Consider the following 17618-nt stretch of genomic DNA (forward strand, 5'->3'; position numbering starts at 1 on the left):
TATTCCGCTTTATTTTTATCTCCATTCAATAATAGGAAGGTTTTCTTTCTCTTGTTTAGATACTCTAAATTGTTCAGGAAGTATACATTCTTGCTGATTTGGGAAACAGATAAAATTAAAATCAAAACCTGATAATGTTTCTGGTGCATTGAAGTAATTATTTGTTTGATAGCGGTTAGAAATAAACCAATAACAATCGTAATCGATAGCAGTTAAGTAGTCATATAGTACCTCAAAACTATGCAAATGGGCTTCAATAAAGATAATTGGTCTATGCTTTTCAATGGTTTGTTTCGCACCATTTAAGACATTGAGTTCAAATCCTTCGGCATCTATTTTTAGCAGTCTTAGATGATCTAACTGTTGAATTTCATTGTGTTGGTCAATAGGAATAATTGAAATCGTTTCTTGAGAAATATTTCCCGTAAAATCGCCTTCAGTGCTAAAACCTTTATCAATAGAAAAACTACCGTAATTCCACGCAGTATTATAATTTGAACTCTGAATTTGAGTTTGATATGCGTAATGACTTATACCCATCGGATAACAATAGACATTAGTCAAACTATTCAAATTTATATTGCAGCATAAGGTTTGAAAAATAATTCGTTGAGGTTCAAAGCAGAATAACTTTCCGTTTGGTATCATTTTGGCAATAGGTATTGCGTGCATTCCAATATTTGCACCAACTTCAATGACATTATGCTGGGGAGAATTTAGAATTTTTTGGAACAGAATAACTTCTGCTTCTGACCATTCTCCATAGCTCTTAGCATATTGGCTGATAAAATCGCCTTCGATAAGGTTAAATAGTCCGTGTTTTAATTGATGGAGTGAAGTTCTCATTTGTTGTTTTAATCAGAAAAAGTTAATATATTATAATCTATGAGAAGATGTCTCTTCTTACTAAAGATCTTTGCGGAAAGACACCATTAATTGGTCGATTTTAAAATTCTCGGTATCAATAATTTCGAATTTATATTGATCATAAAGAACAAAATCGGTTTTCTTCGGGATTTTACGTAACATATACATCATAAAACCGCCGATAGTTTCATAGTTTTCCGCATTCGGGAAACTTTCGATTTCTAACGCTTTCATCACGTCTTCGAGCGGTGTTGCACCGTCAATTAACCACGAATCTTCATCTCGGCGGACAATTTGTTCTTCTTCAGTTGAAACTAATTCGCCCATAACAATACTCATTACATCATTGAGGGTTAAAATCCCCACAACTAATGCGTATTCATTCACAATAACAGCAAAATCTTCACCGGCAGATTTAAATAGCTCCAAGACTTCGTAAAGTGATAGTGTATCCGGAATGAAAAGCGATTTTTTCAGTAGTTTCGCATCCGTTAATGATACGTTATCGTTTTTTAGATACTGGGTCAGGAGATCGTGCGTTTCGATATAGCCTAAAATTTTATCCAATCCATCATCGCAGATCAGCACTTTGGAATAGGGATCTTCGCCTAATGTTTCCAATACTTTTTCTCGATTGTCGGTACGGTTTAAAAACACAATATTTTCACGGGTGGTCATTGTTGATGTTACACGGCGTTCCTGCATTTCAAATACATTTTCAATGAGATAATGTTCTTGTGCTTTTAAAATACCGGCTTTCGCTCCTGCATCAACTACCGCCACAATATCTTCAGAAGTCATATTGTCTTGGCGTACAGTAGAAACGTGAAATAATTTAAATAATGAGTTGGCAATCCAATCGAAAAACAGTACAAGCGGTTTAAATAAGGCAATACAAAACATCATAATGCCGATAGTTCGTACCGCTACTTTTTCCGGATAGGTCATTGCAATACGTTTCGGCATTAAGTCTGCGAAGAGGACAAATGCCGAGGTAACAATGATAAAGGCAATCCAAGATGCTGCACTATCCACCCATTCCGCTTGTGTATATTTGGCAAGTAATTCACTAAAATAAGGATTGATCGCACTTTCGCCGACCACACCGCCAAGAATTGCGACCATATTTAAGCCGATTTGCACTACGGTAATAAAGCGTCCTGGTTGTTCTTGAAGTTTTAAGACTTTTTCGGCACGAAGATCACCTTCATTGATCATTGCCTGTAGCTTTAGTTTTCTTGCTCCGGCAAGTGAAATTTCAGCTGAAGAAATAATTGCACTGGCAATAATTAATAATAGAACAATTAAACTGGCTTCAAATAAGCTCATAATTTCCTCTGTGTAAAGGTTTAATGTACAAAATTATATCATTAAATATGTCTGTTATTTTCTATGTCGAAAATTTTTGCCCAAAATTGACCGCTTGTTGGTAAGCTTTGGATACAAAAAGATTCGCCTTGATAATCAAATTTTAGTTGATAAGCATGTAAATAAACCCGATCAGATTCTGTGCCGGCATAGAGTTGATCGCCTAAAATCGGGCTACCTAAACTTTTCATTGCCACTCTTAATTGATGGGTTTTTCCGGTTTTCGGTTGCAAAATAAAATGGCGTAAATTTGGCTTAAGCGAGTATGAAACAAATTGGGTCACGGCTGGATTCTGTTTGCTATGGCACAGTTTCCACGCACCGTTACGGCTTTTTTGCATATCACCGCTAATTTTACCTTGCTTCTTTTTCGGTTTTTGATCGCTTAATGCCCAATAGGTTTTTTCGATCTTATGTTGTTCAAACAGGTGGTAAAAGTACACGGCAGCTTGTTTGTTCAAAGCGAAAATTAATAAACCGGATGTGACTTTATCTAAACGATGCACTAGCCATACTTGTTCCACTTGTAATTGTTTGGCAAGTTTTTCGGTTAATCCGACCGCTTCTTCGTCTTTGTGTACACTCACGCCGACCGGTTTATCAATCACAACAAAGTCGTGATGTTGAAAGCAAATAGTCAATTTTCCAGTCATTTTTTGCTATACTCCGATAAATTTTGGCTATTTTAACAGGGAATTGAATATGGCACTCAATATTTATTTAGTCCGCCACGGTAAAACCGTTTGGAATTTAGAAGGACGTTTGCAAGGTTCTGGTGATTCGCCTTTGGTTGAAGAAGGTATTGAAGGGGCAAAAAAAGCGGGGAGAGTGTTAAAAACGGTTAAATTTGCTGCTGCTTATTCCAGTATGCAAAAACGCGCACAAGATACCGCAAATTATATTTTAGCGGAAAATAATGATAAGAATATTCCACACTTTCACCATTTTGGCTTAAATGAGTTTGATTTTGGGCTTTGGGAAGGTATGAAATCAGTAGATTTACACTCAAATGATGAATATTGGACGATGAAAAAAACACCGGCGGAATATCGTGCGGAAACCAATGGCGGTGAAACTTATGAAGATCTTTATAATCGAGTGATTAAAGTGTTTAATCAAATTGCTCAGTTGCACCAAGATAATGAAAACGTATTAATTGTTGCACACGGTATGACATTAACTGTTCTCACAGCGGTATTACGAGGCTTACATTGGTCGGAATGTCGTGACGAAACCAAACACAGTTTTGTGATTAACACCGCTATTAACAGGGCGGTTGTTGAGAATGGTAAGGCTGAATTAGTTGAGTTTAACCGTGTAGAACATTTGGGCTAGACTTGCAAGGAAATTCAAAATTTAGACCGCTTATTTGCGTTGTTGAAATTAGCGGTCTTACTATTTTTATTGGGTTTCAAACCAACTTTCTAAAATTAAGCAGGCGGAAATCGAATCTACTTTATCTTTTTTTAAGGCTTTGTAGCCACCTCGTTCAAAGATTTCCGCTTTCGCTGATACTGTTGTGAGGCGTTCGTCTTGTAACTCAACCGGCAAATTAAAGCGTCCGTTTAAACGATTCGCAAATTTTTTCGCTCTTTGGGTCAGTGGCTGCTCGCTGCCGTCCATATTTAGCGGTAAACCGACGACTAAGCGTTCCGGTTGCCATTCTTTGATCACTTTTTCAATTTGATCCCAGTTAGGAATTCCATCTTGTGCTTTAAAAGAGGGAAGTCCCTGTGCTGTGCCGGTAATATCTTGTCCGACTGCACAACCGATGCTATAAGTACCGAAATCAAATGCGAGAATTGTTCTTGCCATATTATCCTTTTGTAAAAAATTATCTATTTTTGACCGCTACTTAAGCCGTCATTAGGCTCTACCAGCACGGGCTAACACACCGGAAATACCGAGCATTTCATTGGCTTCTACCCAACGTTCTAAATAACCGGTTTCGAATAAGGTTTTGTCGTTCGCTTCAGAAATCAACCAGTAATTACGTGCGATTTCTTGTTCGAGTTGTTCCGGTTTCCACGTAGCGCAACCTAAACAGACAATAAATTTTTCCGGTGCTTCCGGTTTACCGAGGCTGTCTAGTACATCGCCGGAAGTTGTGAGCAAAATATCATCAGTCACTCGGTAACTATGCAAAAATTCCTGTTCGGTTTTGGTATGAACAATAAAGCCACGATCTTGGCTAACCGGTCCGCCGCTTAAGACCATCTGATCTTTATGATAATTACGTTGATTCGCCATCTGGAAATCCATACGGGTAATTAATTCCAACACGGATAAATCTGTCGGGGTATTAATCACTAAGCCCATCGCACCGTTACTGTTATGTTCGCAGATATAAATCACGGTGCGATCAAAGTAATCATCATCAATTTCCGGCGTTGCAATCAAAAATTTGCCTTGTAAATTTTCTAACATATATCCTCTAAAGAAGAAGCGATCAGAAATGTAAAAATTTATCAAATCTGACCGCTTATATGGTTATTTCCAGTAGTTATTTAATGCTATTTGGCTTTAGATCCTTTGTTAAGTAGCCAATGATTAAAATAAAACAAAGAACCATTAGAATACCTATAGTCAGTCCCATATTTCCCTCTAATCTTCGAAACTATTGCGAATATTGATCGAAATAACAGTAGAACAATATACACAGATGCAAAGCAATATCAAGTTAAAAAATTTGATTGATAATTCAACATTACTATATGCAGTAACAGGCATTGCTAAAATAGCGATTTTAGTAAAATCATCTAATATTTTAGCCCAAACTTCTAACATAGATTTTTTTATTGGAGATTTAAACGGATTAAAGATCATAAAAGCCTATTTGATTAAATTACCGATACCCGATTGTAAAATAGGCTGTTTATTGTACAAGTGACTTAATGTAATTCTGCGATCTGGATCGAAAATTAAATATCTCCAAAACAAACTTGTAGGGCGGTAATTGCCGCAAGTGAGGCGGTTTCCGTACGCAGGACGCGTTTACCGAGTAATACTTCGGTGAAGCCTTCTGTTTCGGTCATTGCGATTTCTTCTGCAGATAATCCGCCTTCTGAGCCGATTAATAAACGTACACCAGCTTCAGGCACATTTGGTAACTGGCGAATGGTGTATTTCGCACGAGGATGAAGGTTTAATTTCAGCATATCGTCTTGTTCTTTACACCAGTCGGTTAACTTCATAATCGGACGAACTTCAGGAATTTCATTACGTCCACATTGTTCGCAAGCGGCAATCGCAATTTTTTGCCATTGCTGTAATTTTTTGTCTTGGCGTTCATCATTCAGTTTCACTCCGCAACGTTCAGACCAAAGCGGAGTAATGGTTTTTACGCCTAGCTCAACCGATTTTTGAATGGTAAATTCCATCCGATCACCGCGAGAAATCACTTGCCCTAAATGGATCGGTAAATTGGATTCACGATTATCTAATTCACTACCATCAATTTTTGCAATAATTTGCTTTTTTCCGACCGCTTGTAATGTGGCGTGGAAAATATGGTTTGAGCCGTCAAATAAAATAATTTGATCGCCTTCTGTCATACGTAACACTCGGCCGACGTGATTGGCTGCATCTTCACTTAAAATACAACTGGTTTGATTCGCTAATAATTCGGGATGGTAAATTCTTGGGATGCGCATACGTTATCATTTAATGGATAAAGCGATCTAATTTCGGTGCGATTTACAAATAATCTAGGCAATCAGACCGCTTTATATTGTTAAACTATTTAAATTGATGAATTGCAGTGGCTACTTCATTATCATTATAGATAGCTTTAACGACATCATCATAGGCTTGAGCTAATACTTTCTTAATATCATCGTTATCTGTTGTGACAGATGCACCTTCGTAGCCTCGAGTTGCGTTAAAGTTTTTACTAAAATTGCCTTTAGGACCTTTAACTGCAACTTCGACACCGACTTCAGCATTAACTTTATAGAGTAAATTACCTTGTTCTACGGTAGCGAAGAATTTACGAACGCTTACGATAACATTTGCATTTGCCGCACCTTGTACAATTTGGAAACCCTTCGCATTTAAATCTTGTTGAACCGCTTGTTGGAACATTAAACCGACTTCCGGACTTGAGGTTAAACGAGTAATTTGACCACTTTTAGTATAAGCGGCAACTTCACGAGAAGTACGTAGATCTTGAGTCATTACACTTACCGCAGCGGTTTGGTTATTTGTATTAAATGTAGCAGTCGGACTTGGTGTAGTGAATGTTAATACATTAGATTGCGACTGGCAGCCGGTTAATACTGCCGTTGCAAGTGTTGTTGCAACAAGTAAGGCTTTTTTTGAGAATTTCATAAGATATCCTTTTAATTGATAAGAAATAATGGATAATGCGTATCTGAATGGTAACGCGAGTAAATCGTTATTAATTATTACTTATCAACTCTGAATTAGCAATTCATAAGGAATAAAAATGTCGGTAGAAAATACAATTAGAGAGAAATTAACGGCACAATTTCAGCCTCACGTTCTCAACATTGAAAATGAAAGCCATATGCATAGTTCAGGTCGTGGATCTGAATCACATTTCAAAGTGACGTTAGTGACTTCTCATTTTGAGAATATGAGAACAGTCGCTCGTCATAGAGCAATTTATAGTTGTCTTGCTTATGAATTGGAACATGGTGTGCATGCTCTTGCTTTACATACTTATACACTTTCGGAATGGGATGAAATAAATGGTGTTGTACCAAAATCGCCAAATTGTACAGGTGTGGGACAGTAAAATATTTTAGTGTGATAATTAATTTAATTTGCAAATAAAATACTTGATTAGAGTAAGAAAAATCGGTATAGTTCCCACATCTTTCAAATATACTTTAATGTATATTGTTAATAGTTCGGTGAGATGTCCGAGTGGTTGAAGGAGCACGCCTGGAAAGCGTGTATATGCGAAAGTGTATCGGGGGTTCGAATCCCCCCTCTCACCGCCATTATTAATCAGAAAGATTCCTTACTGTTTTCATAGATATTTCCTTGGTTAAGTTAAAGTAATTAATTACTTTTTTCCTTATTGGTTTAGTCCCCGAAAGTTTTTTCGGGGATTTTTTTATATCTTCCGTTTGGTTGTGAGAGTTTGAAGGATAGCAAGCGGTAGAAATTAAATAATTGTTTGCATAACGTTAAGATTTATATTCCATTTCTTAAAGATTCAAAAAAAGGGGCTAACAGTAGTTAGCCCTTTGTTCATTTCATCAATCATCTATAAGGATTTGAACGGTTTATTTTCCGTAATACGCCTTAGTCATAAGTTCTTCCATATCAGCAACCATTGCAAGACGTGGATTTGCTGGTGTACATTGGTCTTCAAAAGCATTGAGTGCAAGTTCACGACGAGCGGCTAAGAACTCTTGTTCATCAATACCTTGCTCACGTAAAGACATTTTCACGCCACAACGTACTGCGAGGTCGTGTACTGCTTTTGCATAAGATTCCACCGCCTCTTCTGGCGTTACCGCCGGTAAACCTAAAATACGTGCGATGTCTTGGAAACGTTTATCCGCAACATAGTTAGTGTATTTCGGCCAAGTTGCCACTTTAGTAGGGCGAGTACCGTTATAACGAATCACGTGTGGTAATAAAATTGCATTAGTACGGCCGTGAATCGTATGGAATTTACCACCGATTTTATGTGCCATTGAGTGACAAATGCCTAAGAACGCATTCGCAAATGCCATACCAGCCATGGTTGATGCGTTGTGCATTTTCTCACGCGCAACTTCATCAAATTCTTTTACTGATTTTTCTAAGTTTTCGAATACCAATTTAATTGCTTGTAACGCTAAACCGTCAGTATAGTCGTTGGCAAGAATTGAAGTATAAGCTTCTGTTGCGTGAGTTAATACGTCTAAACCTGTATCTGCCGCAACGTGAGCCGGTACTGACATTACTAACGCTGGGTCAACAATCGCAATGGTTGGGGTTAATGAGTAGTCTGCTAACGGATATTTAATATCGCCATCAGTAATTACTGCAAATGGAGTTACTTCAGAACCTGTGCCTGATGTAGTTGGAATACCAACAAATTTCGCTTTACGACCTAATTGTGGGAATTTGAACGCACGTTTACGAATATCCATAAATTTTTGAACTAAATCACGGAAATCCACTTCCGGCTGTTCATAGAATAACCACATTACTTTTGCCGCATCCATTGGTGAACCGCCACCTAATGCAATAATCGTATCCGGTTGGAAGCTACGCATAAGTTCTGTACCGCGTTGTACGGTTTGTAAACTTGGATTTGGTTCAACATCGGTAAATAATTGAATCATAACGTGATTACGACGTTGGCGTAATTGATCGGTAATTCTATCTACAAAGCCGAGTTCTACCATTGAACGATCGGTAACAATCATCACTTTTTCTGCATCTTTCATTGATTTAAGATATTGGATTGAATCACGCTCAAAATAGATTTTTGATGGCACTTTAAACCATTGCATATTATTTCTCCGTCTGCCCACACGTTTAATATTAATTAAGTTCACTGCACTTACGTTGTTGCCTACGGAGTTTTTACCATAAGAACCACAACCTAATGTGAGGGACGGTAGGAATGAGTTATATACGTCACCGATACCACCGAATGTTGACGGAGAGTTCCAAATCACACGAATCGCTTTAACACGTTCACCGAATGTTTTGGCTAATTCGGCATTTTGGGTGTGAATTGCCGCAGAGTGACCTAAACCGTGGAAATTTACCATGGCTTCAGCAAGTTCTAAACCGTGTTCGGTTGAATTTGATTTTAATAATGCTAAAACTGGTGAAAGTTTTTCACGAGTTAGTGGTTCACCTTCGCCAACAAATGCACATTCCGCTAATAAAATATTAGTTTTTTCCGGCACGCTAAAACCGGCTTGTTTAGCAATCCAAGCTGCTGGTTTACCTACAACAGCCGCATTTAGTTTTGCACCAGCACAGTTTTCGTCTTTCGCTTTATCTACACCGAAAATGAATTTTTCTAAAAGTGCTTTCTCTTTTTTATTCACGAGATAAACACCATAAGATTGCATTTCTTTAACGAAATCTGCATAAATTTCTTTATCAACAATCGCAGCTTGCTCAGACGCACAAATCATACCGTTGTCAAATGATTTTGACATCACGATGTCATAAACGGCTTGCTCTAATTTTGCAGTTTTTTCTACATAAGCTGGTACGTTACCTGCACCTACGCCTAATGCCGGTTTACCACAAGAATATGCCGCTTCAACCATTGCATTACCACCGGTCGCTAGAATGGTTGCGATCCCCGGATGTTTCATTAATGCTGAAGTACCTTCCATTGATGGTGTTTTAATCCATTGCACGCAGTTTTTTGGAGCACCGGCGGCAACAGCTGCATCATAAACAACTTGTGCAGCATGAGCTGATGATTGTTGAGCGGAAGGGTGGAAAGCAAAAACGATGGGGTTACGAGTTTTGAGAGCGATTAACGCTTTGAAGATGGTGGTTGAGGTTGGGTTAGTTGTTGGAGTGATACCGCATACGACACCAACTGGGTCTGCGATTTCAGTAATACCGGTGACATCATCCTCACTTATTACGCCAGCTGTTTTTAAGTGACGCATATTATTGACTACGTATTCGCAAGCGAATAAGTTTTTAGTTGCTTTGTCCTCAAATACACCTCGACCGGTCTCTTCATAAGCGTGCATTGCCAGAATACCGTGCTTATCAAGTGCTGCAACAGAGGCTTTCGCCACGATGTAATCGACTTGCTCTTGATTCAGCTGACGAAATTCTTCGAGAGCTTTTAAACCATTTTCAACAAGCTCGTTTACTTCAGTTTGAGCATCATATGGTTGTGCATTTTTTGCATTGTTAGCCATAGTTTGGTTCCTCTAAAAATTAAAAATCTAAAATTTTTTAACTGATGAAATTATTACTCTAAAAGGAGTAAATTGCATATAAATTTATAACTCTTTAGAGGTTTTTTTGATCTGTGTCAAATTTTATTTTTTGTAATAATTATCAGAAATAACAACATAAACCTTTGATTAACAATATACTAACTTTACACAGAAATTTTGGCAGTTGACTCTAATTAATGGTAGGATAACAGCATTTATATAACGACAACTGAATTAATGAAATTTCCTATGAAAGACGTATTACGTATTGCAACACGCCAAAGTCCATTAGCATTATGGCAAGCAAATTTTGTAAAAAGCGAATTAGAAAAACGATTTCCGGAACTTACGGTCGAATTAGTAACAATGGTCACTAAAGGTGATGTGATTTTGGATACGCCGTTAGCTAAAATTGGTGGTAAAGGTTTATTTGTCAAAGAATTAGAATTAGCACTGTTAGAAAATCGTGCGGATCTTGCCGTTCACTCAATGAAAGATGTGCCGATGATGTTTCCGGAAGGTTTAGGATTAGCGGTGATTTGTGAGCGAGAAGATCCTCGTGATGCTTTTGTATCGAATACATATCAAAATTTGGATGAGTTACCTGCTGGAGCGGTTGTAGGGACATCAAGTTTACGTCGTCAATGTCAATTAATGGCAAAATATCCGCATTTGGAAGTAAAATCTTTGCGTGGTAATGTTGGAACGCGTTTATCTAAATTGGATAATGGCGAATATGATGCGATTATTCTTGCGTCCGCCGGTTTAATTCGTTTGGAAATGGCGGAACGTATTCGTAGTTTTATTGCTGTTGAACAATCATTACCTGCTGCCGGTCAAGGTGCAGTTGGAATTGAAACGCGAGTGAATGATGAGCGAGTGTTAAATTATCTTGCAAGTTTAAACCATAATCCGACCGCTTGCTGTGTAATGGCAGAGCGAGCGATGAATACACGTTTACAAGGTGGATGCCAAGTTCCTATCGGTGGTTTTGCAACATTAAATGGCAATGAGATTACCTTAAATGCTTTAGTGGGATCTCTTGATGGCTCAACGATTATTCGTGCTACTGGTATTGCTACAATTGAACAGGCTGAACAGCTTGGAATTAACGTGGCGGAGCAATTACTTGCTCAAGGTGCGGATAAAATTCTCGAAGAAGTATATAAAGACGCATAAAAATGAATGTGTTAATTACTCGTCCGGATCACCAGGGACAAGAATTGCTGGAAATGTTGACGCAGCATCAAATTTTTGCGATTCATCAACCGCTGTTTATGCTAGAAGCAGGGGCAGAATTGCCTTTGCTTCCATCAGTAATGGCTCGACTGAATCGTGGCGATTATGTGTTTGCTGTATCAAAACAAGCAATTGATTTTGCTTCAGACACATTAGAACAAACCGGTTTTCATTATCGTAGTGATTTAAAATATTTTGCCGTTGGCAAACAATCGGCTCAATATTTTTCATCTCGTAGTGAACAACCTGTGCATTACCCGATTATTTCTGAAAATAGCGAGGGATTACTCTTATTAGATGAAATGCAAGATTTAAGCGGTAAAAATCTATTAATCTTGCGCGCTGAAACAGGACGTGATTTGTTGGCGGAAACAGCGATTTCTCGAGGTGCTGACGTTCAGTGTTTAGAATGTTACCGTCGCAAATATGTAGAAGAAAATCTTGCAGAAAAAATGAGTTTATGTAAGAGAGCCGGTGTTGATACGATAGTGGTAACAAGCGGTGAAATTTTAAAAACTTTATACGAGCAAACCGCAGAAGATGATCGTGCTTGGTTAGTTGAGTGTAATTTGATTGTAGTGAGTACACGTATTGCAAGTATGGCGTATCAATTAGGCTGGCATCAAAATAAGGTTCTGCTTTCAGAGAGAGCGGATAATAATAGTTTATTAGAAAGCATATTAAAATTTATCGGCAAATTTAACTAAGGTGGGAAGTATGTCAAAGAATAAGCAGATTATTGAACAAACTGAAGAGGTAGTTGAAACGGCTATATCTGAGGTGGAACAAGAAGCGACACCAACCGAAAAAGAGGATGTTGTAAAAAATCCTGAAAAAGAAACCGCTTCTCAATCGAGTAAAGAGGATGTAAAAGTGGAACAGAAAACGGATGATAAAACCGTCATTGTGCAAAAATCCGGTGGTAAAGCTATTGCAGTATTAGCATTATTAGTTGCAATGGCTGTGGGTGGAGCCGGTCATTATATGGCAAATAAAAAATTTGCTGAGGTAGAACAGCAAATGGCTAAAATTGCCGGACAATCTGTTTCAGCAGCTCCAACAGAGATACCTAATTTTGAATCAGAAAAAGCACAACTGGCGGAATTGGCGACATCATATCAAAAAGCCTTAGAGCGTATTAGTCAGTTAGAGCAGGAACAAGCAACTTATACCAACCAAATTAATGGACTAAAAACGCAGTTACAGAAAGTAAGTGGTATGCCTCAATCTGAATCGGTAGTTTGGAAATTATCGGATGCGGATTTCTTATTAAATAATGCATTGCGTAAATTAGTATTGGATAACGATATTGATACAGCAAAAAATCTGTTATTAGAGGCTGATGCAGTATTGGCACAAGTTTCTAATACAGAAGTAGCCAATGTTCGTAGTGCTATCAAAAGCGATTTAGCTCAGATTGCTAATGTGAATAAAGTTGATCAAAATAACTTAATGCAACGTCTAACAACACTTGCTAATCGTTTAGATGATTTACCAATGATTGCGAATGAAGCAATCGAAGAAAATGAAATAGCAAGCGGTGAAGTAAGTGATTCAATTCAAGACTGGCAAAAAAATATTGAGAAAAGTGCGAGTTCTTTCTTAGATCATTTTATTCGTGTGAGCGATCGTAATAAAGCGGATGAAAAAGCATTTGTGGCTCCGAATCAAGAAGTTTATTTACGAGAGAATATTCGTTTACGCTTACAAATCGCAATTTTAGCGATTCCTCGTCAGCAAAACGAACTATATAGACAATCGTTAGATGCAGTAAGTACTTGGATTAGAAGCTATTTTGAAACTCAAAATGATAATGTTAAAAATTTCCTTAAAGAGTTAGATGATTTGAGTGAACAATCTGTTTATATTGATGCACCTAATCGTCTGAAAAGTATTGAATTACTGGATCATCTCTTAAATAAAGCTCCGCAAACAGTTGAAAAGATCGAAATTAAAGCAGAAAAAGAGTTAGCCCAGCCGATAGTTACTCCGGAAGTAAAAAATGAGCCGGTAGAATCAGCTCCGCAACAGCCAGCCCAGCCTCAAACTGAACAGGCGACTCCAGTTGCACCGCAGGGAGAATAAGATATGTTTAGAATTCTTTTTTTAATGCTTCTATTACTGGTAAGCTTAGTTGTCGGTCCTTATATTGCCGGTAGTCAGGGCTATGTACGTATTGAAACGGATACGAAAGTAGTTGAAATGAGCCTTGTGATGTTAGTGGTTTTCTTTATCATCGCAATGTCAGTCGTTTATTCCGTTGAAGTATTGATTAGCCGTTTTTGTCGTTTAAGTAAAGGATCATATAATTGGTTCTTTAATCGTAAACATAAAAAAGCTCAGCAAGAAACCTTAGAAGGGTTAATGAAAATGAGTGAAGGCGATTATTCTAAGGCTGAAAAATTATTTAGTAAAAATGCTAAACACGCAGATGAGCCTGTTCTCAATTTAATTAAAGCTGCGGAAGCTGCTCAGCAAGGTGGTGATGAGTTTGCTGCTAATAAATATTTAATTGAAGCCAGCGAGTTAGCAGGGCCAAATAATGTTGCGGTAGAATTGGCTCGTACTCGTATTTTAGTGCAGCAGAATAAATTACCGGCAGCTCGCAGTGCAATTGATAGCTTAATCGAGTTAGCACCACATAATATGGAAGTTCTTCGTTTAGCGATTAATATTTATAAAGACTCTAAAGCCTATAATGCGTTAGACAGTGTATTGGAAAATATTGGTCAACGTAGCTTCTTGTCTACAGAGGAATATGATGAGTTAACGCATTTTGTTGATGACGGTTTACTTGATGAAAAAATGAATGAGGAAGGTCAAGACGGATTATTAACGTGGTGGGAAAATCAACCGAGTCGTCGCCGTAAATCAATTTATGTCCGTACTGGTTTAATCAAACGATTAATTGATACCGATGATCATGATTCTGCACAAGAAATTGCACTTGAAACTGTGAAAAAATATGAAGATGATGTACTTGTACCACTTCTTGAGCAGTTAACTCGTTTACAAGTTTCAGAGAACAGTAAATTAGTCAAAGTGCTAGCAAAAAGATCGGATAAAGCTGATATTCATTATTCTGATGATTATGCGAGAGCATTGGGGTATATCTATACAAGAGAAGGCTTATTTGATAAAGCTAAAGCGTATTTTGTGCAATTACTCGAACATCAAGAATGTGTGGCAAATGACCGTATTATGGCATTACACGTTGCAGAGCAGACACAAGATACCGCATTAATTGAGCGTATTCGTGCGATTAATCTGAAAGAAGTCAATATGGATAAGAAAGAAGAAGTTCAGGCTGTGGGTGAAGTAATACCAACCGTTTAATTTCTCTAAAATATAAATAAAAGCCGTTTATCAAGGATTAAATAAACGGCTTTTTTTATGAATATGATTAGTGTTTTTTACTAAATACTTTCATTAACGGCAAAATAATTAGACAACAAATTGAACCAATAATAATACCTACTACAAAATCAACTACGCTGGAGAATTGTGCCGGAATACCTAAGTGTTCGACAAAATGATGAATTTCGGCAATATTGTGCGAGAAAATACCTCCACCGACCAAGAACATCGCAATTGTCCCGATAACCGAAAGTGATTTCATAAACCACGGCATAATAACGAGCAGGGCTTTACCGATAGATTGAGATAATCCATTTTTCTTTTGCATTAGCCATAAACCAATATCATCCAGTTTTACAATTAATCCAACTAAGCCGTAAACGAAGACCGTGATACCTATGCCGATACTGGAGAGAGAAAGGATTTTAATCATCGTTGACGATTCTTGTAATACCCCTAATGCGATAATAATAATTTCTGCTGATAAGATAAAATCGGTACGGATGGCACCTTTGATTTTGTCTTGTTCTGAGACTTGCTCTTCTGTGCCGGAGTGTTGATCATTTTTGTGTAGGAATTTATGTAATAATTTTTCCACACCCTCAAAACATAGATAAGCACCGCCGATCATCAATAAAGGCAGAATAGCTTGCGGTAAATAAATTGATAGCAGTAGGGCAAGCGGAATTAAGATCACTTTATTGATAAACGAGCCTTTAGCTACGCCCCAAACAATAGGTAATTCACGTTCCGGGCTAATATTTTTTCCGCTAACTTGATTTGCATTCAGTGCCAAGTCGTCTCCGATAACGCCGGCAGTTTTCTTGGCGGCAACTTTAGTCATAACAGATACGTCATCCAGAACTGCCGCAATATCATCTAATAGTGTAAATAATGAGCTAAATGCCATTGAGATACTTTCCTTAAAAATAAAAGTTATATAAAAAAACCGAGCTAAATAGCTCGGCTTTTCTGATTTCAATTCGAAATTAGCGACGTAAACCTAAACGTGCGATAGTTTCTGAATATTTAGCAAGATCAGTACGTTTTAAGTAGTCTAATAATTTACGACGACGTGAAACCATACGTAATAAACCGCGACGACCGTGGTGATCTTTTTTATGCTCAGCAAAGTGTGCTTGTAAGTGGTTGATTTGAGCTGTTAATAATGCGATTTGAACTTCTGATGAACCAGTATCTTTTGCATCACGACCAAATTCAGCAACGATTTTTGCTTTTGCTTCTACGCTTAGAGACATTTTAATATCCTTTTTCGTTAAGGGTTGATAATACATCCATAGCCGATCTCTAACTCAGCTAGGACAGGAAACACAAATTTTAAAGATAAAGCGGTTAAATTTCAACTAAAATTTGCAAAATTAATGCAAGGAATGACCGCTTGGTTTTAAATATTCTTCTCTGTTTGGATCAACCGTTTTAGATTTTCTAATCATAGGTTCAATGGTTGAGCCTTGTACTAAAATAGAGAACATAACGACAGCATAAGTCATGACTAAAATAAGATCTTTGACATCAATATCGCCGGCGAATGCGACTTTACTTGGAATAGACAATGCCATTGCTAATGCCAATCCGCCACGTAATCCGCCCCAACTCATAATTTTAAGTGTATAAGGGTTATAGGTACGGAATTGCTGCATTAGTTTAAATGGAATCCACAAACTTAAATAGCGAGAAGCCAGACATACTGGGATAGCAACAATCATTAAGATGACACCATAAATATCAAAATCGACCAATAATAAGGCGAAACCGATGAGGAAAAACAGTAAAGAATTGAGGAAGTGATCAATCATTTCCCAGAAATGGTCTAAATAACGTTGGCTTTGTTCCGAGAAGCCTGAATGACGAGTCCAGTTTCCCATCATAATGCCGGCTACCACCATTGCTAATGCACCGGATACGTGTAATACGTTGCTGGCAAACATAAAACCGGCGGTCGGAATGGTTAAGGTAATCAAAATCTCCATTGAACCGTCATCGGTAGATGAAATTAAGATATGAGCGATAAAACCCAGTACGAAACCGAATAAAATGCCTCCGATAGCTTCGTGCATAAACAGCCCCATGACGCTAGAAAAGCTAGCTTCTTGGCCGCCAAATGCTACAGCAAAGACAGTCACAAAAATCACTAAACCGACCCCGTCATTAAATAACGATTCGCCTTCTACTTGCATTGATAAGCGTTTTGGTGCACGCAAGTTTTTAATAATCGCTAAAACGGCAATTGGGTCGGTAGGTGAAATTAAAGCACCGAATACGACACAGTAAATAAAATCAATTGGCAAGCCAATCAGGTGACTGATGGCATAGATTAAACCGGCGATAAAAAAGGTAGAGGCGAGCGTTGAAAAGAGAGCGAAAGTGGTAATTTCCCATTTTTGATCTTTAAGAATCGGCAGTTTTACGCCTAATGAGCCGGCAAATAATAAGAAACCTAAAATCCCATTTAATAAAAAGCTTTTAAAATCAATTTGTTCCATTACTTCTTTAGCAATCGTATCAATATTAAATAAGCCTAAAGAACCTAAAATCCAAACTAAAAGTGAACAGACCATCGCAGCTGCGGTAATGGCAATAGTTGATTGTACTTTGGCACTAATTTTACTTGTAATAAACCCGAGTAAAATTGACAGAGCCGAGAGGAAACAAAGATATGCATAAATTCCCATTGGGTAATCCTGTCGAAAAGAAAATAAAATAAAAGAGAAACTTGCGATAAAGCAAGTACAGGAGGGCGGAAATTAAAACAAGTTTCCTGATTAATGTAAAGAGGTAGATGAGAATCTATCAAGTCTAACTTACTTGGTAAGCGGTGCTTTTTTACTGGATTTTTGCTTGTAATTATTAAAATTACACATTTGAGAATTAACC

Annotated in this window: 17 protein-coding genes and 1 tRNA gene; 7 read left to right on the plus strand and 11 right to left on the minus strand. The window is 37.7% G+C overall.

Annotation, left to right across the window (positions count from 1 at the left end):
* Positions 1-15: 15 nt before the first annotated feature.
* From NYR60_RS01625 to NYR60_RS01635, 3 genes are read right to left on the minus strand one after another with little or no spacing between them, the layout of a single operon-like run.
* Complete coding sequence (locus NYR60_RS01625; protein ID WP_279467396.1) at positions 16-846, minus strand: FkbM family methyltransferase; 831 nt, start codon at positions 844-846, stop codon at positions 16-18.
* Between the two features lie 60 nt (positions 847-906).
* Positions 907-2196, minus strand: coding sequence for a hemolysin family protein (locus tag NYR60_RS01630; protein WP_279467397.1), 1290 nt, complete (start codon positions 2194-2196; stop codon positions 907-909).
* A 41-nt stretch (positions 2197-2237) separates the two neighbouring features.
* On the minus strand, positions 2238-2888 hold the full coding sequence (locus NYR60_RS01635) for a TIGR01621 family pseudouridine synthase (protein WP_279467398.1): 651 nt from the start codon (positions 2886-2888) through the stop codon (positions 2238-2240).
* A 49-nt stretch (positions 2889-2937) separates the two neighbouring features.
* Here NYR60_RS01635 and NYR60_RS01640 point away from each other — a divergent pair, with 49 nt between their 5' ends.
* Positions 2938-3570 (plus strand): histidine phosphatase family protein, encoded by a 633-nt coding sequence (locus tag NYR60_RS01640; RefSeq protein ID WP_279467402.1) that lies wholly within the window; start codon positions 2938-2940, stop codon positions 3568-3570.
* 66 nt (positions 3571-3636) lie between these two features.
* On the opposite strand, the gene ruvX is transcribed toward NYR60_RS01640, so the two are convergent.
* The 4 genes from ruvX to NYR60_RS01660 all read right to left on the minus strand — a co-directional run bounded on the left by ruvX (position 3637) and on the right by NYR60_RS01660 (position 6564).
* Positions 3637-4050 carry a Holliday junction resolvase RuvX gene (ruvX, locus tag NYR60_RS01645; RefSeq protein WP_279467403.1) on the minus strand — a complete coding sequence of 138 codons (414 nt, stop codon included), beginning with the start codon at positions 4048-4050 and terminating at the stop codon, positions 3637-3639.
* A gap of 51 nt (positions 4051-4101) precedes the next feature.
* A complete protein-coding gene (locus tag NYR60_RS01650) occupies positions 4102-4662 on the minus strand; it encodes a YqgE/AlgH family protein (RefSeq protein WP_279467404.1) in 561 nt (186 codons plus the stop codon).
* Between the two features lie 494 nt (positions 4663-5156).
* Complete coding sequence (rsmE, locus tag NYR60_RS01655; RefSeq protein ID WP_279467405.1) at positions 5157-5888, minus strand: 16S rRNA (uracil(1498)-N(3))-methyltransferase; 732 nt, start codon at positions 5886-5888, stop codon at positions 5157-5159.
* 85 nt (positions 5889-5973) lie between these two features.
* Complete coding sequence (locus tag NYR60_RS01660) at positions 5974-6564, minus strand: YajG family lipoprotein (RefSeq protein WP_279467406.1); 591 nt, start codon at positions 6562-6564, stop codon at positions 5974-5976.
* Positions 6565-6682: 118 nt separating this feature from the next.
* On the opposite strand from NYR60_RS01660, the gene NYR60_RS01665 reads away from it, so the two are divergent.
* Positions 6683-6994 (plus strand): BolA family protein, encoded by a 312-nt coding sequence (locus NYR60_RS01665; protein WP_279467407.1) that lies wholly within the window; start codon positions 6683-6685, stop codon positions 6992-6994.
* A gap of 117 nt (positions 6995-7111) precedes the next feature.
* Positions 7112-7202, plus strand: a tRNA-Ser gene (locus NYR60_RS01670).
* A 288-nt stretch (positions 7203-7490) separates the two neighbouring features.
* On the opposite strand, the gene adhE is transcribed toward NYR60_RS01670, so the two are convergent.
* Positions 7491-10106, minus strand: coding sequence for a bifunctional acetaldehyde-CoA/alcohol dehydrogenase (gene adhE / locus NYR60_RS01675; RefSeq protein WP_279467409.1), 2616 nt, complete (start codon positions 10104-10106; stop codon positions 7491-7493).
* 270 nt (positions 10107-10376) lie between these two features.
* On the opposite strand from adhE, the gene hemC reads away from it, so the two are divergent.
* Genes hemC through NYR60_RS01695 form a run of 4 tightly spaced genes read left to right on the plus strand, consistent with a single transcriptional unit; the run spans position 10377 to position 14702 of the window.
* A complete protein-coding gene (gene hemC, locus NYR60_RS01680; RefSeq protein WP_279467410.1) occupies positions 10377-11306 on the plus strand; it encodes a hydroxymethylbilane synthase in 930 nt (309 codons plus the stop codon).
* Positions 11307-11308: 2 nt separating this feature from the next.
* Positions 11309-12073, plus strand: a complete 765-nt coding sequence (locus NYR60_RS01685; protein WP_279467412.1) for a uroporphyrinogen-III synthase — start codon at positions 11309-11311, stop codon at positions 12071-12073.
* A 10-nt stretch (positions 12074-12083) separates the two neighbouring features.
* Positions 12084-13451, plus strand: coding sequence for a uroporphyrinogen-III C-methyltransferase (locus tag NYR60_RS01690; protein WP_279467413.1), 1368 nt, complete (start codon positions 12084-12086; stop codon positions 13449-13451).
* 3 nt (positions 13452-13454) lie between these two features.
* Positions 13455-14702 carry a heme biosynthesis protein HemY gene (locus NYR60_RS01695; RefSeq protein ID WP_279467414.1) on the plus strand — a complete coding sequence of 416 codons (1248 nt, stop codon included), beginning with the start codon at positions 13455-13457 and terminating at the stop codon, positions 14700-14702.
* Between the two features lie 67 nt (positions 14703-14769).
* Here NYR60_RS01695 and NYR60_RS01700 read toward each other — a convergent pair whose 3' ends face one another.
* The 3 genes from NYR60_RS01700 to NYR60_RS01710 all read right to left on the minus strand — a co-directional run bounded on the left by NYR60_RS01700 (position 14770) and on the right by NYR60_RS01710 (position 17416).
* Positions 14770-15633 (minus strand): DUF808 domain-containing protein, encoded by an 864-nt coding sequence (locus tag NYR60_RS01700; RefSeq protein WP_279467415.1) that lies wholly within the window; start codon positions 15631-15633, stop codon positions 14770-14772.
* Positions 15634-15712: 79 nt separating this feature from the next.
* The gene (gene rpsO / locus NYR60_RS01705) at positions 15713-15982 is read right to left on the minus strand and encodes a 30S ribosomal protein S15 (protein WP_005597777.1); all 270 of its coding nucleotides are present in this window, start codon (positions 15980-15982) and stop codon (positions 15713-15715) included.
* Positions 15983-16102: 120 nt separating this feature from the next.
* Positions 16103-17416 (minus strand): cation:proton antiporter, encoded by a 1314-nt coding sequence (locus tag NYR60_RS01710; RefSeq protein ID WP_279467416.1) that lies wholly within the window; start codon positions 17414-17416, stop codon positions 16103-16105.
* Positions 17417-17618 lie beyond the last annotated feature (202 nt).

Source organism: Actinobacillus genomosp. 2, from assembly GCF_029773605.1.
Classification (GTDB): domain Bacteria; phylum Pseudomonadota; class Gammaproteobacteria; order Enterobacterales; family Pasteurellaceae; genus Actinobacillus.

Excerpts from the sequence above, each read along its gene's own strand:
- NYR60_RS01625 (WP_279467396.1), bottom strand. The coding sequence starts at position 846 with ATGAGAACTTCACTCCATCAATTAAAACACGGACTATTTAACCTTATC.
- NYR60_RS01630 (WP_279467397.1), bottom strand. The coding sequence starts at position 2,196 with ATGAGCTTATTTGAAGCCAGTTTAATTGTTCTATTATTAATTATTGCC.
- NYR60_RS01635 (WP_279467398.1), bottom strand. The coding sequence starts at position 2,888 with ATGACTGGAAAATTGACTATTTGCTTTCAACATCACGACTTTGTTGTG.
- NYR60_RS01640 (WP_279467402.1), top strand. The coding sequence starts at position 2,938 with ATGGCACTCAATATTTATTTAGTCCGCCACGGTAAAACCGTTTGGAAT.
- ruvX (WP_279467403.1), bottom strand. The coding sequence starts at position 4,050 with ATGGCAAGAACAATTCTCGCATTTGATTTCGGTACTTATAGCATCGGT.
- NYR60_RS01650 (WP_279467404.1), bottom strand. The coding sequence starts at position 4,662 with ATGTTAGAAAATTTACAAGGCAAATTTTTGATTGCAACGCCGGAAATT.
- rsmE (WP_279467405.1), bottom strand. The coding sequence starts at position 5,888 with ATGCGCATCCCAAGAATTTACCATCCCGAATTATTAGCGAATCAAACC.
- NYR60_RS01660 (WP_279467406.1), bottom strand. The coding sequence starts at position 6,564 with ATGAAATTCTCAAAAAAAGCCTTACTTGTTGCAACAACACTTGCAACG.
- NYR60_RS01665 (WP_279467407.1), top strand. The coding sequence starts at position 6,683 with ATGTCGGTAGAAAATACAATTAGAGAGAAATTAACGGCACAATTTCAG.
- adhE (WP_279467409.1), bottom strand. The coding sequence starts at position 10,106 with ATGGCTAACAATGCAAAAAATGCACAACCATATGATGCTCAAACTGAA.
- hemC (WP_279467410.1), top strand. The coding sequence starts at position 10,377 with ATGAAAGACGTATTACGTATTGCAACACGCCAAAGTCCATTAGCATTA.
- NYR60_RS01685 (WP_279467412.1), top strand. The coding sequence starts at position 11,309 with ATGAATGTGTTAATTACTCGTCCGGATCACCAGGGACAAGAATTGCTG.
- NYR60_RS01690 (WP_279467413.1), top strand. The coding sequence starts at position 12,084 with ATGTCAAAGAATAAGCAGATTATTGAACAAACTGAAGAGGTAGTTGAA.
- NYR60_RS01695 (WP_279467414.1), top strand. The coding sequence starts at position 13,455 with ATGTTTAGAATTCTTTTTTTAATGCTTCTATTACTGGTAAGCTTAGTT.
- NYR60_RS01700 (WP_279467415.1), bottom strand. The coding sequence starts at position 15,633 with ATGGCATTTAGCTCATTATTTACACTATTAGATGATATTGCGGCAGTT.
- rpsO (WP_005597777.1), bottom strand. The coding sequence starts at position 15,982 with ATGTCTCTAAGCGTAGAAGCAAAAGCAAAAATCGTTGCTGAATTTGGT.
- NYR60_RS01710 (WP_279467416.1), bottom strand. The coding sequence starts at position 17,416 with ATGGGAATTTATGCATATCTTTGTTTCCTCTCGGCTCTGTCAATTTTA.